Below are 24,978 nucleotides of genomic sequence, written 5' to 3' on the forward strand. Positions count from 1 at the left end.
CGGCCCCGGGCGCGCCTTCCCCTGCAGGGAAGCGCTTCATTTCCTTGTGCACATTGTAGAACCGGCACGCCTCACGCCGGCAGAGAATGCGGGCATGAACTGACGGCGGTACGGCCTGGTCAAGCGCGGTACGGGGCGGAAGCCTGTGAGCCAGCTGGTATACCGAGCAGAGCCACGACGCTGTGACAGTGTCTTGAGCTAGGGCGGTGGCCCAGCTGGACGCTAGTTTCGGGGATCTGATTCCCGGGGTTCCTCGGGGGCAAGTCCAGCGGAGGCAGGCGTACCCGAGGCGTCTTTTGTTTCTGGAAGATTAGCACGCCCCGGCTCTGTCCCAGCCGATGTGTCCGAACTCTGGACGTCTGTGCCCGATCCGTTATCTGCCGCTGCGTGCACGGTTTCGTCGTTGTCCGTGCCGACTGGAGCGCGTCCGGGCAGGTAGACGGAGTGCTCGGTTACGCCCCGCTGCTTCACTGACAGGTACGCGAAAATGGCGAGCGAGACGACCAGCACGAGTACGCTCGTCCACACGTTCAGACGCTGGGTCACCCCGAGAATGGTGATCATTTCGGCGTCGTCGATCCGCAGGGCTTCAATCCAGACCCGGCCCGCCGTGTAGTAGGCGGCGTACAGCCAGAACATGCGCCCGCCGCGCAGCTTGAATTTGCGGTCCAGGAGCAGCAGGAGTGCAACGCCTGCCAGGTTCCAGAGCGATTCATACAGGAAGGTGGGGTGGAACAGCGTTCCCGGATCCGCACCCGCGGGGAAGTTGGGGTTGTCGGCGTCGATCTCGAGTCCCCACGGCAGATCGGTTGGCGCACCGAACAGTTCCTGGTTGAACCAGTTACCCCAACGGCCGATTGCCTGCGCGAGCAGGACTCCGGGCGCAGCAGCGTCCGCAAAGGCCGCGAGTCTGACGCCGGCGCGGCGGCAGCCTATCCAGGCCCCGACCGCTCCGAGGGCAACGGCACCCCAGATTCCCAGGCCGCCTTCCCAGATCCGCGGTATGCGCGAGAGATCTCCGTCAGGCCCGAAATACGCGTCCGGTGAGGAAAAGACGTGGTAGAGGCGCCCGCCGATCAGCCCGAAAGGAACAGCCCAAATGGCAACATCCCAGACGACGTCGGGGTTGCCGCCGTAGCGCTTCCAACGGGCCGAGGTGAGTAGCAGCGCAACGATGATGCCGGTGAGGATGCAGAGCGCGTACGCATGGATAGTGGCTGGACCGATCGAGAAGCTGGCCCATTCTGCGGGCGGGCTGGGGATGCTGGCGGGGATCATGGTCAGCCCTTTCCGGTTCCGCTGCTCAGGTCCTTCGCCAGTGCGGCCACGGCGGGAACGCCGCCATCACGCAGGGCTGCAACGAGGGCGGTGCCGACAATCACCCCGTCCGCATAAGCCCCGATCTCCCGGACATGTTCAGCAGTGGACACTCCGAGTCCCACACAGGCCCGCTCAGCACCGGCTTGGTGGGCCGCTGCAACAACCTCGCGCGCAGCCGAGCTGACCGAGGAACGGGCGCCTGTAATGCCCATGATGGACACGGCGTAGACAAATCCCCGCGTTGAATCGACCGTGGACTGCATGCGTTCAGGAGAGCTTGAGGGAGCGACCAGGAACACGCGGTCGAGCCCGAACTCTTCCGAGACAGCCATCCACTCGGCTGCCTCGTCCGGAACGAGGTCAGGCGTGATGAGTCCGGCTCCTCCGGCTGCGGCCAGGCGGCCGGCGAACTCACGGACTCCCATGCGCATGACGGGGTTCCAGTAGGTCATCACGAGGACTGCCGCATCTGTTCGTCTGGTGATTCCCTCGACAACGTCGAAGATCTGACGCACGGTGAAGCCGTTCTGCAGCGCCTCGACAGTCGCCTGCTGAATGACTGCACCGTCCATCACGGGGTCCGAGTAGGGAATCCCGATCTCGATCAGGTCCACGCCGTTTTCCGCGAGTGCGACTGCGGCGTCAATTGTGGTCTGCACGTCGGGGAACCCGGCCGGAAGGTAGCCGATGAGGGCTGTGCGTCCCTCAGCACGGGCACGCTCGATTGCGGCGGCTGACTTGCTCATGGTTCCGGTGCTCACAGTTGTTCGCCTTCCGCGCCGATCTCGGCTTCCGCGCTGTCCTCGGGCAACAGGTCAAACCATTCCGCGGCTGTGGCCACATCCTTGTCGCCACGGCCGGAGAGGTTCACGATAATAATCTTCTCCCGCGGATCCCCACCCTCCGCAGCCAGGCGCCGGCCCACTTTCAGTGTCCCCGCGAGCGCATGCGCAGACTCGATGGCGGGGATGATGCCCTCGGTGCGGCACAGCAGGCGGAAGGCTTCCATGGCTTCAGCGTCTGTGATCGGTTCATAACTGGCTCTGCCGATGTCTGCAAGGAACGCGTGCTCCGGGCCGACTCCCGGGTAGTCCAGGCCGGCGGAGATGGAGTGCGACTCGACGGTTTGCCCATCATCATCCTGCATCAGGTACGAGCGCGCACCATGAAGGACGCCCGGCCGTCCGAGCGTGATTGTGGCAGCATGGCGTCCGGTGTCAACGCCGTCCCCGCCTGCCTCAAATCCGTAGAGGGCAACTTCGCGATCATCGAGGAAGCCGTGGAAAATTCCGATGGCATTGGAGCCGCCGCCGATGCAGGCACAGACGGCATCCGGCAAGCGGCCCGCAAGATCGAGGATCTGCTCGCGTGCTTCTTCTCCGATCACCTCATGGAAATAGCGCACCATTGCCGGGAAGGGGTGGGCGCCGGCAGCCGTTCCGAGGAGGTAGTGCGTAGTCTGCACGTTGGCCACCCAGTCACGCAGTGCGTCGTTGATGGCGTCTTTCAGCGTCTGCGATCCGTTGGTGACGGGAATGACTTCCGCTCCCAGAAGCTGCATGCGTGCGACGTTGAGTGCCTGCCTCCGGCAGTCCTCCGCACCCATATAGACAACACATTCGAGGCCGAGCAGGGCGGCGGCAGTGGCGCTGGCCACTCCATGCTGGCCGGCACCCGTTTCAGCGATCACGCGGGTCTTTCCCATCCGCTTGGCCAGTAGGGCCTGACCCAACACGTTGTTGATCTTGTGCGATCCGGTGTGATTGAGGTCCTCACGCTTGAGGAATACCCGCACGCCGCCCGCGTGCTCTGCAAAACGGTGCGCTTCCGTCAGCAGGGACGGCCTGCCGGAGTAGGACCGGTTGAGTTCGGCTATCTGGGCCAGGAAGTCCGGATCAGCTTTGGCCTTGTCGAAGGTCTCTTCCAGTTCATCCAGGGCGGCGATCAGCGACTCGGGCATCCAGCGTCCGCCGTACGCGCCGAAGTACGGGCCCTGCGCATGGCGCAGCGATCCCCCGGCGAGAAACGCGTCTGCAGCGCCGTCAGTTGCAGCCTGCGGTTGTGGGGTTTCAGTCATGAACCTGTCGTCCTGTCGTGATGGGGTGCGGCCGTCCGCGCTGGCGGGAACTGCCTCAGTGATGCAATCTCAGTGGCGTAATGCCGCGCCTGCGCGGGTGAACTCGCCAACCGTGGCCTCCGGGTTGGAGTGGCTGACCAGCGCCTCGCCGACGAGCACTGCACGCGCGCCCTGCGCTACATAGCTTTCGACGTCGGAGATGTCCCGGACGCCTGATTCGGCAACTACAACCGCACCGGAAGGAATGAGCCCGGCAAGTACCGGGAAGACGGAGCGGTCAATATCCAGCGTCTTGAGGTTGCGCACATTCACGCCGATGATGCGGGCACCAACGGCCACCGCGCGTTGCACTTCCTCAGCGGTATGCGTTTCGACGAGAGCGTGCATGCCTAGCTCTTCGGTGAGTTCGAGGAAGGAGGCGAGTGTGGCGTCGTCGAGCGCAGCAACGATCAGCAGGATCAGATCCGCGCCATGCGCGCGTGCTTCCCAGATCTGGTACTCGTCCACCGTGAAATCCTTGCGCAGGATCGGCAGGTTCACGGCTGCACGGACGGCGTCGAGATCTGCCAGCGATCCGCCGAAGCGCCGCTCCTCGGTAAGGACACTGATCACCGAGGCTCCGCCTCGCTCATAGGCCGCAGCCAGCTCAGCTGGATCCTGGATTGCTGACAGTTCGCCTTTGGACGGACTCTTCCGCTTCACCTCGGCGATGACGCTGACACCCTCGGCCTGCGCGGCCAACGCGGCATACGCGTTCCGGGGCGCAGGTGCCTGCTCGGCGAGGATACGAACCTCTTCAAGCGGAAGAAGCATCTTGCGTGCATCGAGATCCTCCCGGACCCCGAGGATGATGTCGTCGAGAACGCTCACTTAGTGCCCGGTGTTCTTGAGCCTGTGGCCGCCGACCCCGAACCCTGCCTTCTTGAGGATGATTCCGAGCGCGAGGCCGATCACCATAATGAGGATGCCGATCCAGAACAGGATGGTTCCGGCATCCAGGTTGCCCTCGGTGCTTGCGAAGATGTAGGCGAACGCGGACAGTGCCGCGCCGGCAAGCATCACGAAGACACAGGTCCACGCCGCCGGGCTGTTGCCGTGTCCGATGGTCTCATCGTGGACGGAGGAATGCTCAGCCATCGGGGTTTGGTTGGAACGGGTCTCGGGCGCGGTCTTAGCCATGGCGTATCTCCTTGTGCTGTGGTCTGTGTCCATTCTGCCATTGATTCAGCAGGCCGTTGATTCAGCACGGCACTGATTCAGAGCCGCGCTGAATCCTCAAGGGCACTCAGCCTGTCGGATCCTCACCCCGGCTGAGGCTGTCCCAGCTGTCTATCTCGTCAGCATTGGTGTCCGCCTTCGCCTGCGGGTTCCGGGTGGGCGAGGAATCCTGCCGGTTTTCGTAGCGACGGGCCGTTCGCCAGCCGCGGCCGGCGATGAGCAGCCAGACAGCACAGAGCACCAGCAACAGCCCCGCCACGGCGGCCAGCCACGGCATGGCGGTGGCCGTGACGGAGGCGCCGTCCTGGCTGGTGACGCCGAGAGATTCTCCGATTGCCGGTGCCGCGGCGCTCCCTGGATCGGTGGCGACAGCCAAACTGCTGAGGGCAATGCCGGCACCGGCAACGGTCAGAATCCCTGCGATGATCCACCGCGCGATCCGGCCGGCGATCGATGCTGCCAGCGCCGCGGCCAGACCCACCAGTGCGAATGCGGTCACAGCTGTGGCTGCATCTGAGCCTGCCACTTCAATGGAAGGGGTTTGCACCCCGGATTGCGGCAGGGCCACCGACAGCCAGGTCTGGGTGGTACTGCCGAAGGCGGCCAGTGCCGAGGCGACCGTCGCGAGGACGAGAAAGCCCCTGCGACGCAGGGCGGGTGTGCGGGAGACGGCAGGAGCACCTGACTGGGAGGACGGGCTCACGGAGTGCCCGCCCCCGTACCGGTTACCGGATGAAGGCTCGAGGCGATCAGCGCGGCGCGCAGCGGAGCTGCGGCCTTGTTAACCGTTTCCTGTGCCTCGGCCTCAAGGCTGGAATCGGCAACAATCCCACCGCCGGCCTGAACATAGGCGCGGTTGTCGCGCAGCAGTGCTGAGCGGATGGCGATGGCCATGTCCATGTCACCGGCGAAATCGAAGTAGCCCACAACTCCCCCATAGATGCCCCGCTTGTGCGGTTCAAGTTCATCAAGCAGCCGGAGCGCGCGCGGTTTGGGCGCTCCGGACAGGGTCCCGGCTGGAAAAGTCGCTGCGAGCACGTCATAGGCGGACCGCTCCGGGGCCAGTTCCCCGACGACGGTGGACACCAGATGCATGATGTGGCTGAACCGCTCCACCTCCATGAACTGAGTGACGTCCACTGTTCCCGGCCGGCATACCTTCGAGATGTCATTGCGTGCCAGGTCCACCAGCATGAGATGTTCCGCACGCTCCTTCTCATCAGCGAGGAGTTCCTCCGCGAGGGCACGGTCCTGTTCGGCTGTCCTACCGCGCGGCCGGGACCCGGCGATGGGGTGGGTGATGACTTCCGAGCCGTTGACGGTGACGAGCGCTTCGGGTGAAGAACCGACGATTGAATACGGCCGTCCAGCCGGATCCTCAAGGCTGAACAGGTACATATACGGGCTGGGGTTGGTGGTCCGCAGCACCCGATAGACATCCAGCGCTGATGCATCGCAGTCCAGTTCAAACCGGCGCGAGATGACAACCTGGAATACCTCGCCGTCCACGATGGCTTCCTTGCCGCGCTCGATCGCCGCCAGGTACCGGTCGCGATCCCAGCGTTCACGCACGCGGGACATCAGCGCTGCGCTGTCGGTTGCGCCGCCGGCCAGGACTGACACCGGCTGATCCGATGCGGAGGCGAGTCGCTGCAGCATGCCGCGGAGGCGTGCAACGGCGTCGTGCCAGGCTTCGTCAACGCGGTCCGGGGAATTGTCATAGTTGATGGCATTGGCCACCAGCGTCACCTTGCCGCCTGCATTGTCGTGAATGGCCATGTCGGTGACGAGGTTCATGGCCAGTTCGGGCAGATCGAGGTCGTCTTCGGGCGGAGAGGTGAGCCGTTCCCAGTGACGGACCGATTCCCAGCCGATGAAGCCGACCATGCCGGAGGTGAAGGGCGGAAGTCCGTCGAAGCGTGCGGTCTGGAGTTCCTCGACGGTGCGGCGGAGTGCCTCGACCGGGTTGCCATCCACAGGAACTCCCGCGGGGGGCTCGCCAAGCCAGCAGGCCTCACCGTCCCTGGTGGTGAGAGTTGCCCGCGAGTTCACGCCGATGAACGAGTACCGGGACCACACTCCGCCCTCGGCAGCGGATTCCATCAGAAACGTACCGGGGTGCCCGTCTGCCAGTTTGCGGTAGATCCCGATCGGCGTGTGCGCGTCGTCAAGCACCATCAGGCGGACAGGAATCACCCGCCGGTCCCGGGCAAGGGCGCGGAACTCCTCCAGGCCTGGGCTGATTACTCCGAGCTCGTCCATGACATGCGCTTCCTGAATCTCGCGTCCATCCGCAACGGCGGGCGGACTGTTGGTCTCCTGATGCAAACGGTATGGCTCACGCGGAGCCGACGACGGCGGCAAGCTCCCTACCGTCGAAACAGGTCCGCGTGCCGGTATGGCATGCTGCGCCGACCTGGTGCACCCGCACCAGCAGGGCATCGCCGTCACAGTCCAGCGAAACCGACTTCACATACTGGACGTGGCCGGAAGTGTCGCCCTTGCGCCAGTATTCCTGCCGCGACCGCGAGTAGAAGGTGACGCGGCCGCTGGTCAGGGTTCGCCGCAGCGCTTCTTCATCCATCCAGCCCAGCATCAGGACATCCCCGGTGTCGTGTTCCTGGACGATGGCCGCAACGAGACCGGAGGCGTCTTTCTTGAGTGCGTGGGCCACCGCGGGATCGAGCCCGGGTGTTTCACCGGCGACGGAAGGAGGATCGGGTTCGGGGTGTTGTGACATCGCAACTGATTCTAGTCGTGTCGCAGGGGACGAGCGCCCACCGGCGGGCATGGGGAGCGTCCATCATGCTATTTTCAACAGTGATGCATTTCGTTGATCCTTCCCGTGAAGTCCTCGCCGAAACCCTCCTCGCGGCCGGGCCTCACTCCCCCACGCTCTGCGACGGGTGGCAAACGAAGGAACTCGCCGCCCACCTGTATCTGCGCGGGCACAGACCCAGCGTCGGCATCGGGGCCCTCATCAAGCCGCTGTCCGTTGTTTCGGAAAAGGCCACCCGCACACTAGCGGCGAAATCCGCCTCAACGCCGGCTTACGAAGCCCTTGTCAACGACTTCCGCAAGGGGCATCCGTTTCACTCACCGATGCGAGTGCGGTCGATCGACACCAGCACCAACCTGATCGAGTACTTCGTGCATACCGAGGACGTCCGGCGGGCAACCAGCAGGTGGGCGCCGCGCGCGCTGGACGAGGAGTACTCGAACGCGCTGTGGGACGAGCTGATCAAGCGCGCCGCGATCCTGTACCGCGGCGTGGATCTTGGCATTGTGCTGGTCCGGCCGGACGGTCCCAGGCATGTAGCGAAACGAGCCCCCGTCTCGGTGGCCATTGTGGGCGAACCCGGGGAACTGCTCATGCATGCTCACGGCCGCACACGCCATGCACTGGTCACTTTCGAAGGACAACCTGACGCCGTGGCGCTCCTTGAGAGCGCCGAGGTTGGGCTCTAGGGAGGCCAGGCTCTGGCCAACCCCCGGGGGTTAGGTTCTAACGAACCGGAAAGCCTGCGTCCCGGATAGCCCGCTTCACCTCGGCTATCGCGTCAACTGGACCGAAGTGGAACACCGATGCCGCCAATACCGCATCGGCGCCCGCTGCAACGGCCGGTGGAAAATGATCCGGCCTACCCGCTCCCCCGGAGGCGATCAGGGGCACCTTCACTGCCGCCCGCACAGCCCGGATCATCTCAAGATCGAAGCCTTCGCGGGTGCCGTCAGCATCGATGGAGTTCAGTAGGATCTCGCCGACGCCGCGCTCAGCTGCTTCCCGTGCCCAGGCGACCGCGTCGATCCCGGTCCCCTTGCGGCCGCCGTGCGTGGTCACTTCGAAGCCTGAGTGAGCCGCCGGATTGTCCGTCCGGCGCGCATCCAGGCTGAGTACCAGGACCTGCGAGCCGAAATGGGACGTGATCTCATCGATGACCTGTGGGCGGGCGACCGCTGCGGTATTGATGGATGCTTTGTCGGCGCCCGCGCGCAGCAGCCGGTCGACGTCGGAAATCTCCCGGACGCCGCCGCCCACCGTCAGTGGGATGAACACTTCCTCAGCAGTCTTTGCAACCACGTCGAAAGTGGTGGCGCGGTTGCCGGAGGACGCGGTGACGTCAAGGAATGTCAGTTCGTCGGCTCCCGCACGGTCATAACGGTGTGCCAGTTCCACCGGATCCCCGGCGTCGCGGAGATCTTCGAAATTGATTCCCTTGACCACGCGTCCGGCGTCGACATCAAGGCAGGGTATGACGCGGATGGCCACGCTCATGAATGGTCTCCGCCCCTAGATCCGGCACGCGTGGATAGTGCTCACCAGGATGGCGCGCGCGCCGAGGTCGTAGAGCTCATCCATGATCCGGTTGGTGCTGTGGCGCTTCACCATGGACCGGACGGCAACCCAGTCGGAATCACGCAGCGGCGAGACAGTGGGCGATTCAAGACCCGGAGTCAGCGCCGCGGCCTGATCCACCAGTTCCTTGCGGATGTCGTAATCGAGCAGCACATACTGGCGCGCGACAAGCACCCCCTGCAGCCTACGGATCAGGATGTCCAACCCGACAGGCGCTGCGCCTTTGCGCCCGATGAGGACTGCCTCGCTTTTCAGGATGGGTTCGCCGAAGATCTCCATGCCGGCGGCCTTCAGGGTGTTTCCCGTTTCGACGACATCCGCGATCGCGTCTGCGACGCCGAGGCGCACTGACGATTCCACAGCGCCGTCAAGCCGGACAACCGTGGCGCTGACGCCCTGCTCAGCCAGGAAGTCGCGCAGGAGCCCGTCATAACTGGTGGCCAGGCGCCGCCCCTCAAGTTCGGCGACGGAGCTGAAGTTTCCGACCGGGCCGGCGAAGCGGAACGTCGACGCACCAAAGCCCAAAGGCAGAAGCTCTTCGGCTTCCACCTGGGCGTCAAGGAAGAGATCGCGGCCGGTGATTCCGACGTCGAGGGTTCCGGAACCGACATAGACGGCTATGTCCCGCGGCCGGAGGAAGAAGAATTCAATCTCGTTCTCGGGGTCCACCATCACCAGTTCACGGGTGTCGCGACGCTGGCGGTAGCCCGCCTCGCTGAGCATTGCGGAGGCGGATTCGGACAGGGATCCCTTGTTGGGGACTGCAACTCGAAGCATGGGGTTCCTTTGGGAAGGAGGGTTTTGCGGGAGAGGTTGCCTGAAAGCAGGCTCTGGGCCGCGCGCGAGTTCTGCGAAGATTGTCGCCGCGCGGCTACAGATGCTTGTAAACGTCTTCCAGCGTGAGTCCCTTGGCGATCATCATGACCTGGAGGTGGTACAGCAGCTGGGAAATTTCCTCTGCAGCAGCTTCATTCGACTCATACTCGGCGGCCATCCACACTTCGGCGGCCTCCTCGACTACTTTCTTGCCGATGCCGTGCACGCCTGACTCCAGCTCGGTCACGGTGCGTGACCCCGATGGACGGGCGGCAGCTTTCTCGCTCAGCTCGGCGAAGAGGGTGTCGAAGGATTTCACTCTGTCTAGGTTACTGGGTTCCATGAGATACGCCGTACCGGGGCCGTTCTGTGTGACGAAACTCCCGACGCGAGGCCTCCCTGAGGTTCACGTGCCCCAGGGCCCCAGTACAGCAGCTGTTGCCAATGCTGCGGCGGTGGCTTCATATCCCTTGTCCTCGCTCGATCCGGCGAGCCCGGCGCGGTCAAGGCCCTGCTCTTCGGTATCGCAGGTCAACACGCCAAAGCCCACAGGCACACCCGTGCGCACGCTGACTTCGGTGAGTCCCGACGTCGCAGCCTGGCATACGTAGTCGAAGTGCGGTGTGCCGCCGCGGATGACTACACCGAGAGCGACGACGGCGTCATAGTGGGGCGCCAACCTCGCCGCTGCGACCGGCAACTCAAAACTGCCCGGTACGCGAATCACCACGGGTTCGATGCCGGCATCCGCGGCGGCCCGGCGGGCGCCGTCAAGGAGCCCGTCCATGATGGCGGTGTGCCAACTGGCGGCAATGACGGCGAGCCGGACGGGCTCCTGCTGTTGGTGCGCAATGCTGGTGACGTCGATGGTGGGGGCGCCGTGTCCGGCCATGGTTCTCCTTGGGATGGGGGGGTGGATTGGCGGAAGGAACTGTCAGCTCTGCTGAACGATCTTTTCCTGGGGACGCTGGTGGAACCGCTCCTCCAGATGGGACAGCTGGTGGTTGAGGCGGTCCCGCTTCGTCTCGAGGTACTGCTGATTTTCCAGTCGCGATGGAATCTCGGAAGGCACCATCGACACCACGGTGATGCCGTACCGCTCAAGGTGTTCCCGCTTGACGGGATTGTTGCTCAGCAGGCGGATCTTCGTGATGCCCAAAGCGGTGAGGATTCCTGCCGCGGCCTGGTAATCGCGCGCATCGACCGGAAGACCAAGCTGCTCGTTTGCCTCGACCGTGTCGGCGCCGTTCTCCTGCAGCGCATACGCGCGCAGCTTGTTGGCAAGGCCGATCCCGCGACCTTCCTGGCCCCGCAGATAGACAACCGACCCGCCTTGTTCCTGAACCAGCCCGAGCGCCTGCTCAAGCTGCTCACCGCAGTCACAGCGGTAGGAGCCGAACACATCGCCGGTGAGGCACTCCGAGTGTATCCGGACCAGCGGGGCACCGTCAGCGATGTCCGTGCCGGGCGCGGACATTGTCAGGTGCTCCACGCCGGAGGCCGCATCCGTCCAGGCCTGCGCGGTGAACGGTCCGTACGCCGTCGGAATAGTGACTACGGGACCGCCGGTAACCGCGCTCATCCAGCGGCTCCCGTGTCGCCTGCGGCAAGGTACTCCACCAGGTCCTCGATCGAAATCAGCGGCGCCTGGAAGCGGGTGGCGAACTCACGCAGCGCCGGCAGGCGCATCATGCCGCCGTCGTCGTGCGTGACTTCCGCAATAACGGCGGCCAACTCCACACCGGCCAGCCGGCACAGGTCAATTGCAGCTTCGGTGTGACCGCGCCGCTCCCGCACTCCGCCCTCCACCGCCCGCAGGGGGAACATGTGACCCGGCCGCGTGAGGTCAGCGGGAACCGCCGACGACGACGCCAGCGTCCTGGCGGTCAGTGCCCTGTCCGCGGCGCTGATACCGGTGCTCACGCCGGCGGCGGCGTCGCAGGACACGGTGTAGGCCGTTTGCTTGGCGTCCTGGTTGTTGATCACCATGGCGGGCAACTCCAGCCGGTCCGCGGTTCTTCCGGTCACCGGAACGCAGAGCACTCCCGAGGTGTACCGGATGGTCCAGGCGGTCAGTTCCGTTGTGGCGAACTGGGCAGCGAAGATGATGTCGCCCTCGTTTTCCCGGTTGGCGTCGTCAACAACGACGACGGCGCGGCCCGCCGCCATTGCGGCAACGGCCGTGTCCACCGGGTCAAGCACAATCTCAAGCACCGCACCGCTCTGGGGGTCCGGGGCACTGCCCGCGCCGCTGCGAATCATGCCCGGCCTTCCTTTCCCGTGAACGCGAGCAGCCGCTCAGCGTATTTGGCCAGGACATCCATCTCCAGGTTCACAGGATCTCCGATGTTCTTGGCTCCCAGGCCCGTCTCGGTGAGGGTTGTGGGGATCAGGCCGACCTCGAACCAGGGCTCGGGTGTTCCGGCGTTGCTCACGGCCGTCACCGTCAGTGAGACACCGTCCACGGCGATGGACCCCTTTTCAGCGGCATAACGGTCCAGAGGGACGGGCAGACTGAAACGCAAGCGCTCCCAATCGCCGAAATTCTCACGCTCGAGGAGCGTACCGACGCCGTCGACGTGACCCTGCACAACGTGGCCGTCCAAACGGCCGTTCGCCGGTACGCAACGCTCAAGGTTGACCCTGCGGCCCTCCGTCAGGCCCCCGATTGTCGTTCGCCTCAGCGTCTCCCCCATCACATCCACGCTGATTCGGCCGTCGTCGATAACGGTCGCGGTCAGGCATACCCCGTCCACAGCGATGGACCCGCCGGGCTCGAGCCCGGCCCCTGTGGAACCGGCCTCGAACACAAGCACCGCGCTGCCGCCGTCCGGCGAGGTGCGGAGGGCGGTGACGTTGCCCCGCCCGGAAACAATTCCTGTGAACACTTAGAGGCCTTTCGTGATGGGCGCCGGAGGCGGCGCAATGGGTTTGAGGTGCAGCCGCACGTCGTCACCGAGCTGCGTGAGACCCGCGGCCCCGTCCGGATCCAGACGCCACACATGGGCGTCAGTAAGCGTTGCCACACCGAGCCGTTGGAAGGCGGGCACACCGGCGCCAAGGAGCATCGGCGCGACATACGCGAAGAGTTCATCGGCAAGATCAGCCATGAGGAAGACTCCGACCAGTTGCGGGCCGCCCTCTACGAGAACGTGCCGGACGCCCCGGCTGAACAATTCAGTCAACACGGCCAGCGGATCACGGGTTTCCAGGTGCACAAATCCGCTTCCACGCACCGCGGCATCCCCGGGGATGCCCCGTAGCCCGACGGCAACCCGCAGCGGCTGGCGGCTGGCATCGGATCCGTCCAGGGCCCGCGCGGTGAGGCGGGGATTGTCGGCAAGGACGGTGCCGGTGCCCACCAGGACGGCGTCGACGCGGGCACGGATAGTGTGCCCGTCTGCGCGCGCGTGCGGGCCGGTGATCCACTGGCTTGAGCCGTCCGCTGCCGCGGATTGCGCATCCAGGCTCTGCGCCACTTTGACTGTAACGAAAGGGCGCCGGGCCTGCACGGCAACGAGCCAGCGGCGGTTCAGCTCCGTTGCGGCATCTTCGAGGAGCCCGCCCGCCACATCGATTCCGTGGTTGGCGAGCCGTGCGGCACCGCCGGCGGCATCAGGAGTGGGATCGGCAGCCGCGTACACAACGCGCGTGATGCCGGCTTCCATGATCGCCTCGGTACAGGGACCTGTGCGACCGGTGTGGTTGCAGGGCTCCAGCGTCACCACCATGGTGCAACCGGCGGGATCCACCCCCTGCAGGGCCGCACTCTTCAGCGCGGCTACTTCCGCATGGTCAGTGCCGGCGCCCAGGTGGAAACCGGTGGCTACCATTGCGCCGTCCCTATCCAGAACAACAGCGCCCACCAGAGGATTGGCGCCGCGAACGCCCTGGCCGGCGAGCAGGAGCGCGTGCTCCATGGCCATCATTTCGGGTGCGGTGAAGCCGGCGGATCCGGTTGTCATGGCAGGCTCGGCTCAGGACTGGGTGCGTGATCAACCGGGTGCGCGGCGGCCTGCCGCTGCGCCCGGGCCCACACAACAAAGCCTACGAGGGTGAAGATCCCGTAAAACAGGTACATGAAAGCTGAAGCGTAGTAGCCGGCGCTGAACAGGAGCGGGACGCCAACGACATCGACTGCCACCCAGATGAGCCAGAATTCCACCCAGCCCTTGGCCATTCCGAACGTGGCCAGCAGAGATCCGACGAAGGTCCAGGCGTCCGCCCAGACCGGCTCGTACGAACCGAGGGCCCGGAAGAGCGGGGTCACGGCCACAGTGCCGAGGACCAGGGCGGCAACGAGCCCCAGACGTGTTCGGTTTGTTGCCCAACGCGGGGTAATTGCCGCGCCGGCATCCGATTGTGCCTGCCGCCACCGGCGCCATCCGTACACTGCGACAGCGATGAACATGACCTGGCGGGCAGCCTGTCCGAGGAGATTCGCCGTGGAAGCTTCGCCGAACACCGAACCGAGAAAGACGGTGAGCAGGAGCAGGTTACCGGCGATGCCGACAGGCCAGGCCCAGACCTTGCGGCGCATTCCCCCGAGCGCGCTCAGGAGACCGAAGACATTGCCGAGCACTTCCCGGAGCAGCAATGGACTGCCGCCGATGAAAAGTTGGGCTTCGAAGAGCCACCTCAGTAGATCCATACTGTTCCCTTTAGAACTCGCGATGACGGCTCCGGGGAACGACAGGCAGGGCCGGCGCTGCCGACGGCGCATGAGGCGCCGACGACAGAGCACAGCCAAAGCTGCACGTGCTTCTCCCATCCAGACTCTAACTGTCGGTGCCGGAATTTCACCGGCTCAACCGTTTGCTGCCCCAGGGGGCTGCGCGCGGGTCGCGGACTATAACCGCCGGTTCGGAATTACACCGACCCCGGAGCACGTTGTACGAGCTTATTCTTTCACATTTTTGGGCGCGTCGGACTTTCCTTCCGGCTTTGCGTCCACGCCTGCTTCCTTCCGCTGTTGAGGCGTGATCGGTGCAGGAGCAGCCGTGAGCGGGTCATAGCCGCCGCCGGATTTCGGGAAGGCGATGACGTCGCGGATGGAGTCGCTGCCGGCAAGCAGTGCGACAACCCGGTCCCAACCGAACGCGATGCCGCCGTGGGGCGGTGCGCCGTACTTGAAACCCTCCAGCAGGAAGCCGAACTTCTCCTGGGCGTCCTCGGGGCTGATTCCCATAACAGCGAAGACCCGTTGCTGAACATCCCGCTGGTGGATACGGATCGAGCCGCCGCCAATCTCATTGCCGTTGCAGACAATGTCGTAGGCATACGCGAGGGCACTGCCCGGATCGGTGTCGAAGGAGTCCAGGTATTCCGGCTTCGGTGAGGTGAAGGCGTGGTGAACCGCCGTCCACGCACCGGTCCCCACGGCGACGTCACCGGCGGCGACGGCGTCCGACGCCGGCTCGAACATGGGCGCATCAACGACCCACACGAAGGCCCACGCCGCCGGATCGATCAGCCCGGTGCGGTGACCGATCTCCACCCGTGCAGCACCAAGCAAGGCACGCGAGGAGGACTTCTCGCCGGCAGCAAAGAAGATGCAGTCCCCCGGCTTCGCGCCGACAGTGCCGGCCAGCCCATCCCGCTCGGCGTCCGTCAGGTTCTTGGCGACGGGACCACGGAGGCTGCCGTCGTCGTCGATGAGGACGTACGCAAGCCCCTTCGCTCCGCGCTGCTTGGCCCATTCCTGCCAGGCATCCAGCTGACGGCGCGGCTGGGAGGCTCCGCCGGGCATGACGACGGCGCCCACATACGCAGCCTTGAACACGCCGAATCCGGTGTCCTTGAAGTACTCGGTCAGCTCGGTCAGCTCGAGACCGAACCGAAGGTCCGGCTTGTCAGAGCCGTAACGCGCCATGGCATCGGCGTAGGTCATGCGCTGGATCGGAGTGGGGATCTCGACGTCGATCAGCTTCCACAGCGCCGTCACCAGCTCCTCGCCGAGCGCGATGATGTCATCCTGCTCGACGAAGCTCGCCTCGATGTCCAGCTGGGTGAACTCGGGCTGCCGGTCGGCACGGAAGTCCTCGTCCCGGTAACAGCGGGCGATCTGGTAGTACTTCTCGAAGCCCCCCACCTGGAGAAGTTGCTTGAACAGCTGCGGTGACTGCGGCAGTGCGTACCAGGACCCTGGCGCCAGACGGGCCGGAACCAGGAAGTCACGGGCGCCCTCAGGCGTCGAACGGGTGAGGGTGGGTGTCTCAATCTCCACATAGCCGTCTGTGTGCAGAAGCTCGCGGGCCACCCGGTTCGCCTCGGAGCGCAGGCGGAGGTTGGCGTTCGGCGTTGGGCGGCGGAGGTCCAGGTAACGGTGCTTCAGACGCGCCTCCTCGCCCACCTCGACATGCTCGTCGATCTGGAACGGCAGCGGTTCCGAGGTGTTGAGAATTGTCACCTTCTCGGCGATGACCTCGATCTCACCGGTTGCAAGCGCCGGGTTCTCGTTGCCCTCGGGGCGCTGCTCGACGGTGCCGATGATCTGCAGCACGTACTCATTGCGCAGGCCATGGAAGACGTCCTCCTCGCGCACCACTACCTGGGCGACGCCGGATGCGTCACGAAGATCGAGGAATGCCACGCCGCCGTGATCACGCCGACGGGCCACCCATCCGGCGAGAGTGACGGTCTGTCCAATGTGCCCGGTCCGTAGTGAACCCAGGTCATGTGTGCGCAGCACAGCATTCCTTCCGGTGGAATTAAATCCAGGTCTGTGAATCGTGGTTGAATCTCAGTGTTCGAGTTTACCGCCGGATGAGATGCATTCCCGGCCACACTTATCACCGGACGGGGACCATCGCTAAATGCCGCAGGCATTGAACAGACAACTCGGCGGGTTCGACGCCACCACCGTCGGCATCGGATCCATCATTGGAGCCGGCGTTTTCGTTGTCTTCTCCCCGGCAGCCGCAGCCGCCGGCTCCCTGCTGCCGCTCGCAGTCGGCCTGGCCGCCGTCGTTGCCTATGCCAACGCCGCAGCATCCGCCCAGCTGGCGACCGTGCATCCGGTGAGCGGCGGTACCTATACCTACGGGCGGCGCCAGCTCGGCGAATGGCCGGGCTTCCTGGCCGGGTGGAGCTTCATCACCGGGAAACTTGCCTCGTGTGCAGCGATGGCGCTCACCTTCGGGCTGTACGCCGCTCCGGGCTTTGAGAAAGCTGCAGGGGTGGCAGCCGTAGTGGCCCTGACTTCCGTTAACCTGTTAGGCATCACGCGCACCGCGCTGTTGACGCGGATCATCGTTGCGCTGGTGGTGCCTGTCCTCTCCTTCGTCATTGTTGTGGCCTTTGCCCAGCCTGCCGACGCCCCCGGCGCCGTGCCGGTTGGACCCACCGGCGTCCTGCAGGCGGCCGGGCTCATGTTCTTCGCGTTCGCCGGCTATGCACGTATTGCCACGATGGGCGAGGAGGTCCGCGAGCCCGCGCGCAACATTCCGCGGGCTATCTTCGGCGCACTCGGTTTCACCCTGGCTCTGTACCTCCTGCTCGCGTTCGGCCTGCTTCGCGCGGTGGGGCCGGACGCCCTCGCTGACTCGCAGGCGCCTCTCACCGAAGTATTCCTGCCGAATGGGTCCTTACCTGGGCTGGCAGTGGCGATTGCGGCGGCACTGGCGAGTCTCGGCGCACTGCTCGCGCTGATCAGCGGGATCGCCCGCACAACCCTGGCTATGGCGCGAGAGGGTGATCTGCCGCGGGTTTTCGGCGCGGTGTCAGCCCGCCGTGCCACACCGTTCGCAGCGGAGCTGGCGACTGCCGTCGTCGTCATTGCACTGCTGCTGGGAACCGATGTCCTGACGGTGGTGGGCTTCTCCAGCTTCGGTGTGCTGCTCTACTACGCGGTGGCGAACCTCTCCGCGCTTACCCTGGCCTCGCGTCCCTGGTACGCTCCGCGGGCGCTGAATGTACTCGGCCTGACGGGATGCCTGGTGCTCGCGTTCACGCTTCCGGTGCGGTCGGTCCTGACCATGACCGTCATTCTGCTGGTGGGGCTGCTTGGCCGCGCCGCTATGCTCCTCGTACAACGAGGACGGCACTGACGGCGGCACTACAGGGCAACGCGCCGGCTCAGCCCTGAGGCAGGACGGCCGGCCAGCGGTCATCAACGGGAGGGGTCCACGACGAGGGATCAGCGGCGCTCTGCTCCCCTGATCGGATGTCCTTGACCTCGTGAGCGCCGTCCTCCGAGGTGAACCAGACGAAGGGGATGCCCCGGCGGTCCGCGAACTTGATCTGCTTGCCGAACTTCTCGGCCGTTGCCGCAACCTCCACGGGAATGCCGCGACCGCGCAACGCGGCGGCAACATCCTGGGCGGCGGACCAGGAGTCGTCATTTGCGAGGGTGACCAGGACCGCCGTCGGTACCTGGCGGGAGGCAGCCGCGAAGTCCTGGCTCAGAATGCGCGTCACTAGGCGTGTAACACCGATGGAAAGCCCGACGCCGGGGAAGGTCCGGTTGCCCTTGCTCGCCAGCGCATCGTAGCGGCCGCCGGAGCAGATGGAGCCGAGTGCCTCATGACCGACCAGCACCGTCTCGTAGACCGTGCCGGTGTAGTAGTCGAGACCGCGCGCGATGCTCAGATCGGCGATCACCTTCCCCGGTGCGCGTTTCGATGCCTCGGCGATGACCTGCTCGAGTTCGGCAAGTCCTTCCTCAAGCAGCGGGTCTTCAACGCCAAGGGCGCGCACCCGGTCAACGAAGGAGGTGTCTTCCGTGCGGATCCCGGCGAGGCTGAGGGCGGCTTCCGCCTGCTCGGCCGTGGCGCCCAGCTCGGTTTTCAGCAGCTCCGCCACTTTCGCGGGACCGATCTTCTCCAGCTTGTCGATGCTGCGCAGCACCCCGGGAGTGTCCGTCAGACCGATTCCCCGATAGAAGCCTTCAGCCAGTTTCCGGTTGTTGATGCGCAGCTGGAAGTCGGGAATCGGCAAGGCGCTGAGCGCCTCGGCTATCACGAGGGCAAGCTCGATGTCGTAGCGGAACGGGAGTGCGCCGTCACCCACCACATCGATATCCGCCTGGGTGAACTCCCGTGCCCGTCCCTCCTGGGGACGCTCCCCCCGCCAGACCTTCTGGATCTGGTAGCGGCGGAACGGGAAGGCAAGGTGGCCGGCGTTTTCAACCACATAGCGTGCAAAGGGAACAGTCAGGTCAAAGTGCAGCGCCAGCGAGTCGTCGCCGGCGGCGCCGGTGTCCTCATCCTGGAGGCGCGATACCGCGTAGACTTCCTTGTCGATCTCCCCCTTGCGCAGCAACTGACCCACTGTTTCAACCGCGCGGGTTTCGACGCTGGAGAATCCGTGAAGCTCGAACGTCCGTCGCAGGGTGTCCAGAACGTGCAGCTCCACCAGACGTTCCTGGGGCAGCCATTCGGGAAATCCGGACAACGAGGACTTTCGTGCCATACGGCAACTCTCCTTGGGAAATGACGCTGGTGTCCCCAACCGGGCGGTTCGGGATGCTGGGGAAGCCGAGAGGTAAGCGGTCAGCTGTGCCTACACTGTCTGCGGCATTCATTTTAGTGGTTCGTGCCGGACCGGACTAACCGGACCGGGAGTGCCAGGGTAAAAGTGGGCAGCACCCGAAACAACCGCCGGACACAGGAGGTCGCGTGGCCGTTGATCGTCGCGGACGCGAAATGCGCCGTCATATCAGTCAGATCGAGGCCCGGCGGGAGCTTGAGCGCGCTCAGGAGAAACGGCGGCGGAAAGACAGCACGACGGCGGGGATAGCGGCCGCGGCGGTCCTCGCCATTGCTTTCGCCCTGCAGGTGTTCTGGTTCAGCTCGAATCCCACGGCCGCGCAGATGGACGTTCTTGACGAGGCACCCGGTGTTGTGGAGACCGCGCCGGCGGAGCCGACGGCGAATAGCTCGAACATTCCGGATCCGTCGAGTGCAGCGGGGAAAGTGTTCACGGGGACCCTTGCCACCAGCGTCGGCGACATCGGTGTCCAGCTGGACGGAAGCAAGGCCCCTCAGGCGGTAGCCGTCTTCACCTCGCTCGCCCAGGAGGGGTTCTTCGAAGGCAAGACGTGCCACCGGTTGACTACCGCGGAGACCATGGGCGTGCTGCAGTGCGGGTCCCTCAACGGCGATGGTGCGGGTGATCCGAACTACCAGTGGGGTCCGGTGGAGAACACTCCTGAAGACGGCGTCTACCCTGCCGGCACCATTGCCGTGGCCCGCGGTGCTGCGACGGACAGCAATGGGACACAGTTCTTCATTGTGTACAGGGATTCCCGGATTCCACAGAACACCGGCGGATACACCATCATGGGTTCGGTGACCTCCGGTCTGGACCTTGTCCGGCAGGTTGCCGAGGCCGGAGTGCAAGGCGGCGGCGAGGACGGAGCCCCGGCAACGCCTGTGACGATAGACTCATTAACCTTGCAGTAATCAACGGGACACGGCCATGTGGGCCGTCCATCGAGCGAAAGACTTTTAGCGGTGACAAACAGTCAGCAATCCGACGAAATGCCTGTAACCGAAGCGACCGGGATCGAGCAACCTGAGGCTGCAGCAGAACCTTCTGCTACTGAGCAGCCCACGGCGCCGGCTCCTGAGCAACCGGCCGCGCCGGTGCCGGGAGCCGCAAACGCTGCGCGTCCCCGCCCCACCCCTGCCGCGATGGCACCGCGGTCCAACGGTCCCGCCGCGCCCGCCGTCGTTGCTGCTCCCCCGATTCACAGCACCCCGCTGGCGGAGGCGGAGAAGTTCGCCCGCGTGGAGGAAGACGGTCATGTCTTCCTGCTCGTGGACGGCGAGGAGTTCCCCGTAGGCCAGTACCCGGATGCCCCGCGCGAGGAAGCGCTGGGCTACTTCGTGCGCAAGTACGACGACGTCGCCGGCCAGGTCACACTGCTGGAGCAGCGGGTCCACGCAAAAGCACCCACCACGGACATGAGGAAGACCGCCGCCCATCTTGCCGAGCAGGTCTCCGAGCGGAAGATGGTCGGCGATGTCCGTGCCCTGGAGGCCCGGCTTGAAGCACTGGTCAGCCTCGTCACGGAGCTTGAGTCCGCGGAGAAGGCCGAGCAGGACGCCGCCCGCGCCCGCGAAAGGGAAGCACGGGAGGCGATCGTTGCCGAGGCCGAGGAGATCGCCGGCCGCGATCCGTCCACCGTGCAGTGGAAGGCCAGCAGCAACCGGATGAACGAATTGTTTGAGCAGTGGAAAGCTGCTCAGAAGTCCGGGCTTCGGCTCGGGCGGGGCACCGAGGACGCACTGTGGAAGCGGTTCCGCTCGGCCCGCACTATCTTCGATCGTCACCGCAGGGCGTACTTCTCGCAGCTCGACAATGACAACGCAGAGGCAAAACAGGCAAAGGAAGCACTGATCCGCCGCGCCGAGGAGCTTTCCGCCTCGACCGACTGGGGTCACACTGCAGCCGAGTACCGGCAGCTCATGGACGAGTGGAAGGGGTCGAAGCGGGCGAGCCGCAAGGACGACGACGCCCTCTGGACCCGTTTCCGGGCTGCACAAGACGTGTTCTTTGCTGCCCGCAAAGCTGCAAACGAGGCCATTGATGAGGAATACGGTTCAAACCTCGTGGTAAAGGAAGCCCTCATCGCGGAAGCGCGTCAGCTTCTGCCAGTCAAGGACGCCACCGCGGCCCGGAAGGCACTGCAGTCGATTCGGGACCGCTGGGAAGAAACCGGGAAGGTTCCCCGGGCGGACATGGGGCGCGTCGAAGCGCGCCTGCGTGAAGTGGAAGATGCAGTGCAGGCCGCGGAGCAGGAGCACTGGCAGCGCACCAACCCGGAGACCAAGGCACGCACCAACAGCGCGCTCAGCCAGCTCGAGAGCACCATCGCGTCCCTCGAGGAAGACCTGGCAGCAGCGGAGAAGAACGGGGATGCCCGCCGGATCTCCGAGGCACGTGAGGCACTCGAGGCGCGCAGGCAGTGGCTGGACATGCTGCAGAAATCGGCGCAAGACTTCTCGTAGGCACGTACGGCCCTCCAGGCATGAAGTCCCGGTCCACCGTTATCCACAGCGGGTAGGCCGGGACTTTCCCTTTTCCTGCCGGTTGGGGAAGCTTGAGGCATGCCATATTCGCAAGGACCTCCTGTGCAGGGCCGCGGGCTTGCCCATCGGGACCTTGCCATCAACTCCACGGGCGGAGTGCTGTTCCACGGCGGAAGCCTGTTCAGTTCCGTCGAGTTGCAGGCCATGCGGATGGACGGCTTGATGGCGCATGTCTGCGGGGAGTCCTACGTGCGCACAGATCAGCCGTCAACTCCGGCGATTCGCGCCCAGTCAGCCATCAACACGGTTCCGCGCTCTCTCCACGCGCGGGTTGCGCTCGCCCGCCAGAGCGCGGCCTGGGTGTACGGCTGCGCCCCTGCTCCAGCTGTCGTCAGCTTGGTCACCGATCATCGCCGGCGCACAACGGCGCTTCCCGCCTTCTGTGATGCGGTGATGCATCAGGTCACCCTAGGGCCCTGCGATCTTTCCACAATCGGCGGTGTGCCAGTGACCTCTCCGTTGCGGACTGCGCTCGACGTCGCAATTCACGGTCAGGATTTCTGGGCTGTTGAGACGCTCAAAAGCATTGCCGCAGCACCTGGACTGCGCTGCCCGCTGCACCTGGTGATCCTCTCGCTGGAGAGTTCCGTGCGGGTGCCCGGAAAAGCACGTGCGTTGAGTCGCTTGCGCGAGGCCCTGCGTGTCAGCCGCTAGATGCGCCGCTGGGATCCGGTGGTCCGGTAAACGTCAAACACGCCGTCAATCCTTCTCACCGCGCTGAGGATGTGGCTCAGGTACTTGGGATCGCCCATCTCGAAAGCGAACCGCGACATAGCCACCCGGTCGGTCGACGTGTTCACGCTCGCTGCCAGGATGTTCACATGGTTCTCGGACAACACCCTGGTCACATCCGAGAGAAGGCTCTTGCGGTCCAACGCCTCTACCTGAATCTCCACCAGGAACACACTGGACTGCGTGGGAGCCCATTCCACGTCCACGATCCGGCCCGGTTGGTCCCGCAGCTCCTGGACGTTCCGGCAGTCGTTACGGTGCACCGAGACCCCAGACCCCCGCGTGACGAACCCGACGATCGGATCGGGAGGGACCGGTGTGCAGCAGCGGGCCAGCTTGACCCAGACGTCACCCACACCGCGCACGGTGACGCCTGAATCCGAGAACTTGGGGCGCCGCGGCTGCGTTGCGACCGTCGCCTCAGCGATGTCTTCCTCAGCGCCGGCATGGCCGCCCATCTGGGTGACAAGGTGCTCGATGACGTTCTGGGCCGAGGAATGTCCGTCTCCAACAGCGGCGTAGAGCGCTGAAATGTCCGCATGACGCAGTTCCTGGGCCACCGCCAGCAGGGCGTCGTGCGTCATCATCCGCTGCAAAGGAAGATTCTGCTTCCGCATAGTGCGCGTCAGCTGGTCCTTGCCCTTCTCAATCGCTTCTTCGCGGCGTTCCTTGGTGAACCACTGACGGATCTTGTTCCGCGCCCGAGGACTCTTGACGAATCCCTGCCAGTCCTGGCTTGGCCCGGCTCCCTCCGCCTTTGAAGTGAAAATTTCCACCCAGTCGCCGTGGTTAAGCTCGCTGTTGAGCGGCACAAGCTTGCCGTTGACCCGGGCTCCAATGGTGCGATGACCAACCTCGGTATGCACGGCGTAGGCGAAGTCGACCGGCGTCGATCCGGCGGGCAACGCCATGACCTCACCCTTGGGCGTGAACACGAATACTTCACGGGCGTTGATCTCAAACCGCAGCGAGTCGAGGAACTCGTCGGGATCGGATGTCTCCTGCTGCCAATCCACGAGGCTGCGAAGCCATCCCATATCACTGTTGTCCGGAACACCGCTGGTGCCGGCCCCGCCCTGATTCTTGTACTTCCAGTGCGCTGCCACACCGTACTCGGCACGCCGATGCATATCATGTGTGCGGATCTGGATCTCAACGGGACGCCCGCCGGGGCCAATCACCGTCGTGTGCAGCGATTGGTACATGTTGAACTTGGGCATCGCGATGTAGTCCTTGAACCTGCCCGGGAGCGGGTTCCACCTCGCATGCAGTTGCCCAAGGGTTGCATAGCAGTCGCGCACCGAGTCAACGAGCACGCGTACACCCATCAGGTCGTGGATGTCGTCGAAGTCCTTACCCCGCACGATCATCTTCTGGTAGATCGAGTAGTAGTGCTTAGGGCGTCCTGTGATGGTGGACTTGATCTTCACCGAGCGCAGGTCCTCGCCGATCTGATCCCGGACGAGGTTCAGGTGCTTTTCGCGCTCCGGAGTGCGGTCCCCCACCATCCGCACAATCTCCTCGTAGACCTTGGGATGCAGCGCCGCGAAGGAGAGATCCTCAAGTTCCCACTTAATGGTGTTCATGCCCAGGCGGTGCGCGAGGGGTGCGAAGATCTCGAGGGTTTCCCGTGCTTTTCGAGCGGAGGATTCGGCTGATACGAAACGCCACGTCCGCGCGTTGTGCAGCCTGTCAGCCAGCTTGATCACGAGGACCCGGATGTCCTTGGCCATAGCGACAACCATCTTGCGGACGGTCTCCGCTTGGGCTGCGTCGCCGAAGGATACCTTGTCCAGCTTGGTGACTCCGTCAACGAGCATTGCCACTTCCTGGCCGAAGTCACGCCGGATGTCATCAAGGGTGCAACTGGTGTCCTCGACGGTGTCATGCAGGAGAGCGGCGGCAAGGGTTGTCCCGGTCATGCCGAGCTCAGCGAGAATGGTGGCTACCGCAACCGGGTGGGTGATGTAAGGATCACCACTTTTGCGCTTCTGGCCCTCGTGACTGCGCTCAGCCACTTCATAAGCCCGCTTGATGAACTCAAGATCCTCTTTCGGATTGTTCGCGCGGGCGGTGCGCAACAGCGGTTCGAGGACCGGAGAATAATCTGTGGTTCCCCGTCCGGCAAGGCGTGCGAGGCGGGCACGGGTTCGTTCCCTGCGGCCAGGCGCGACGGCCCCTTCAGTAGCAACCGGGGACCCGGATCCGGTCGCGGGGCGCTCCGGCGCCGGAGCCACCGTACGGGTTGGTTGTGTACGTGCTTCGGTGCCCGGACCTGTGGACGGTCCGGTTCCGGACGGGCGTCCGGGACCACTGGCTTCAGCCACCCATTACCCCACTTCCGTTGGACTTCCGTCATCCCCACCGCGGACGGGTAAGGCTACAACATCCCACACTCACGGCTGCCTCTCCAAGTTTATCCG

At 64.7% G+C, this 24,978-nt stretch carries 25 protein-coding genes and 1 riboswitch; of the genes, 5 read left to right on the forward strand and 20 right to left on the reverse strand.

Annotation, left to right across the window (positions count from 1 at the left end; translation table 11 throughout):
• Positions 1-222: 222 nt before the first annotated feature.
• The 8 genes from lgt to hisI form a co-directional block, all read right to left on the reverse strand.
• A complete protein-coding gene (lgt, locus tag ABFX19_RS10990; protein ID WP_346028303.1) occupies positions 223-1,278 on the reverse strand; it encodes a prolipoprotein diacylglyceryl transferase in 1,056 nt (351 codons plus the stop codon).
• A gap of 2 nt (positions 1,279-1,280) precedes the next feature.
• On the reverse strand, positions 1,281-2,066 hold the full coding sequence (gene trpA, locus ABFX19_RS10995; protein WP_346028420.1) for a tryptophan synthase subunit alpha: 786 nt from the start codon (positions 2,064-2,066) through the stop codon (positions 1,281-1,283).
• Positions 2,067-2,077: 11 nt separating this feature from the next.
• Complete coding sequence (gene trpB, locus ABFX19_RS11000) at positions 2,078-3,397, reverse strand: tryptophan synthase subunit beta (RefSeq protein ID WP_277357209.1); 1,320 nt, start codon at positions 3,395-3,397, stop codon at positions 2,078-2,080.
• A gap of 69 nt (positions 3,398-3,466) precedes the next feature.
• Positions 3,467-4,267, reverse strand: coding sequence for an indole-3-glycerol phosphate synthase TrpC (gene trpC / locus ABFX19_RS11005; protein WP_346028304.1), 801 nt, complete (start codon positions 4,265-4,267; stop codon positions 3,467-3,469).
• Entirely contained in the window at positions 4,268-4,576 is a 309-nt protein-coding gene (locus ABFX19_RS11010; RefSeq protein ID WP_056547493.1) for an HGxxPAAW family protein, read from the reverse strand. It lies immediately after the preceding gene.
• 106 nt (positions 4,577-4,682) lie between these two features.
• Positions 4,683-5,318: a Trp biosynthesis-associated membrane protein gene (locus tag ABFX19_RS11015; RefSeq protein WP_346028305.1), complete on the reverse strand. Its 636-nt coding sequence runs from the start codon at positions 5,316-5,318 to the stop codon at positions 4,683-4,685.
• On the reverse strand, positions 5,315-6,877 hold the full coding sequence (locus tag ABFX19_RS11020; RefSeq protein WP_346028421.1) for an anthranilate synthase component I: 1,563 nt from the start codon (positions 6,875-6,877) through the stop codon (positions 5,315-5,317). The genes ABFX19_RS11015 and ABFX19_RS11020 overlap by 4 nt, the downstream gene beginning before the upstream one ends.
• Before the next feature lie 76 nt (positions 6,878-6,953).
• A complete protein-coding gene (gene hisI, locus ABFX19_RS11025) occupies positions 6,954-7,355 on the reverse strand; it encodes a phosphoribosyl-AMP cyclohydrolase (protein WP_346028306.1) in 402 nt (133 codons plus the stop codon).
• Positions 7,356-7,438: 83 nt separating this feature from the next.
• On the opposite strand from hisI, the gene ABFX19_RS11030 reads away from it, so the two are divergent.
• A complete protein-coding gene (locus tag ABFX19_RS11030) occupies positions 7,439-8,083 on the forward strand; it encodes a TIGR03085 family metal-binding protein (protein ID WP_277357233.1) in 645 nt (214 codons plus the stop codon).
• Positions 8,084-8,120: 37 nt separating this feature from the next.
• Here ABFX19_RS11030 and hisF read toward each other — a convergent pair whose 3' ends face one another.
• From hisF to aspS, 10 genes are all read right to left on the reverse strand, one after another.
• Positions 8,121-8,891, reverse strand: a complete 771-nt coding sequence (gene hisF / locus ABFX19_RS11035; RefSeq protein WP_277357214.1) for an imidazole glycerol phosphate synthase subunit HisF — start codon at positions 8,889-8,891, stop codon at positions 8,121-8,123.
• A gap of 15 nt (positions 8,892-8,906) precedes the next feature.
• Complete coding sequence (gene hisG, locus ABFX19_RS11040; protein ID WP_056547474.1) at positions 8,907-9,749, reverse strand: ATP phosphoribosyltransferase; 843 nt, start codon at positions 9,747-9,749, stop codon at positions 8,907-8,909.
• A gap of 94 nt (positions 9,750-9,843) precedes the next feature.
• Entirely contained in the window at positions 9,844-10,107 is a 264-nt protein-coding gene (locus ABFX19_RS11045) for a phosphoribosyl-ATP diphosphatase (protein ID WP_277357215.1), read from the reverse strand.
• A gap of 87 nt (positions 10,108-10,194) precedes the next feature.
• Positions 10,195-10,680, reverse strand: coding sequence for a 6,7-dimethyl-8-ribityllumazine synthase (gene ribH / locus ABFX19_RS11050; RefSeq protein ID WP_277357216.1), 486 nt, complete (start codon positions 10,678-10,680; stop codon positions 10,195-10,197).
• Between the two features lie 42 nt (positions 10,681-10,722).
• Positions 10,723-11,370 (reverse strand): GTP cyclohydrolase II, encoded by a 648-nt coding sequence (gene ribA / locus ABFX19_RS11055; RefSeq protein ID WP_346028307.1) that lies wholly within the window; start codon positions 11,368-11,370, stop codon positions 10,723-10,725.
• The gene (gene ribB, locus ABFX19_RS11060) at positions 11,367-11,957 is read right to left on the reverse strand and encodes a 3,4-dihydroxy-2-butanone-4-phosphate synthase (RefSeq protein ID WP_277357234.1); all 591 of its coding nucleotides are present in this window, start codon (positions 11,955-11,957) and stop codon (positions 11,367-11,369) included. Before ribB ends, ribA begins: the two co-directional genes overlap by 4 nt.
• Before the next feature lie 89 nt (positions 11,958-12,046).
• On the reverse strand, positions 12,047-12,676 hold the full coding sequence (locus ABFX19_RS11065; RefSeq protein WP_277357218.1) for a riboflavin synthase: 630 nt from the start codon (positions 12,674-12,676) through the stop codon (positions 12,047-12,049).
• A complete protein-coding gene (gene ribD, locus ABFX19_RS11070; protein ID WP_346028308.1) occupies positions 12,677-13,753 on the reverse strand; it encodes a bifunctional diaminohydroxyphosphoribosylaminopyrimidine deaminase/5-amino-6-(5-phosphoribosylamino)uracil reductase RibD in 1,077 nt (358 codons plus the stop codon).
• Positions 13,750-14,439 carry a nicotinamide riboside transporter PnuC gene (pnuC, locus tag ABFX19_RS11075; protein ID WP_277357220.1) on the reverse strand — a complete coding sequence of 230 codons (690 nt, stop codon included), beginning with the start codon at positions 14,437-14,439 and terminating at the stop codon, positions 13,750-13,752. Before pnuC ends, ribD begins: the two co-directional genes overlap by 4 nt.
• A 104-nt stretch (positions 14,440-14,543) precedes the next feature.
• Positions 14,544-14,680: riboswitch (FMN riboswitch) on the reverse strand.
• A gap of 8 nt (positions 14,681-14,688) precedes the next feature.
• Positions 14,689-16,479 carry an aspartate--tRNA ligase gene (gene aspS, locus ABFX19_RS11080; RefSeq protein WP_346028309.1) on the reverse strand — a complete coding sequence of 597 codons (1,791 nt, stop codon included), beginning with the start codon at positions 16,477-16,479 and terminating at the stop codon, positions 14,689-14,691.
• Positions 16,480-16,603: 124 nt separating this feature from the next.
• On the opposite strand from aspS, the gene ABFX19_RS11085 reads away from it, so the two are divergent.
• Complete coding sequence (locus tag ABFX19_RS11085) at positions 16,604-17,836, forward strand: APC family permease (RefSeq protein ID WP_277357222.1); 1,233 nt, start codon at positions 16,604-16,606, stop codon at positions 17,834-17,836.
• A gap of 28 nt (positions 17,837-17,864) precedes the next feature.
• On the opposite strand, the gene hisS is transcribed toward ABFX19_RS11085, so the two are convergent.
• On the reverse strand, positions 17,865-19,199 hold the full coding sequence (gene hisS / locus ABFX19_RS11090; protein ID WP_346028310.1) for a histidine--tRNA ligase: 1,335 nt from the start codon (positions 19,197-19,199) through the stop codon (positions 17,865-17,867).
• Between the two features lie 206 nt (positions 19,200-19,405).
• Here hisS and ABFX19_RS11095 point away from each other — a divergent pair, with 206 nt between their 5' ends.
• From ABFX19_RS11095 to ABFX19_RS11105, 3 genes are all read left to right on the forward strand, one after another.
• Positions 19,406-20,191: a peptidylprolyl isomerase gene (locus tag ABFX19_RS11095; protein WP_318532995.1), complete on the forward strand. Its 786-nt coding sequence runs from the start codon at positions 19,406-19,408 to the stop codon at positions 20,189-20,191.
• A 51-nt stretch (positions 20,192-20,242) separates the two neighbouring features.
• A complete protein-coding gene (locus tag ABFX19_RS11100) occupies positions 20,243-21,742 on the forward strand; it encodes a DUF349 domain-containing protein (RefSeq protein WP_346028311.1) in 1,500 nt (499 codons plus the stop codon).
• 99 nt (positions 21,743-21,841) lie between these two features.
• Positions 21,842-22,477, forward strand: coding sequence for a hypothetical protein (locus ABFX19_RS11105; protein WP_277358372.1), 636 nt, complete (start codon positions 21,842-21,844; stop codon positions 22,475-22,477).
• Here the strand turns inward: ABFX19_RS11105 and ABFX19_RS11110 are convergent.
• Positions 22,474-24,792 carry a RelA/SpoT family protein gene (locus tag ABFX19_RS11110; RefSeq protein ID WP_346028422.1) on the reverse strand — a complete coding sequence of 773 codons (2,319 nt, stop codon included), beginning with the start codon at positions 24,790-24,792 and terminating at the stop codon, positions 22,474-22,476. The genes ABFX19_RS11105 and ABFX19_RS11110 overlap by 4 nt on opposite strands.
• Positions 24,793-24,978: the final 186 nt, after the last annotated feature.

The organism is Arthrobacter parietis (genome assembly GCF_039530425.1).
In the GTDB taxonomy this organism is placed as follows: Bacteria; Actinomycetota; Actinomycetes; order Actinomycetales; family Micrococcaceae; genus Arthrobacter_D; species Arthrobacter_D parietis.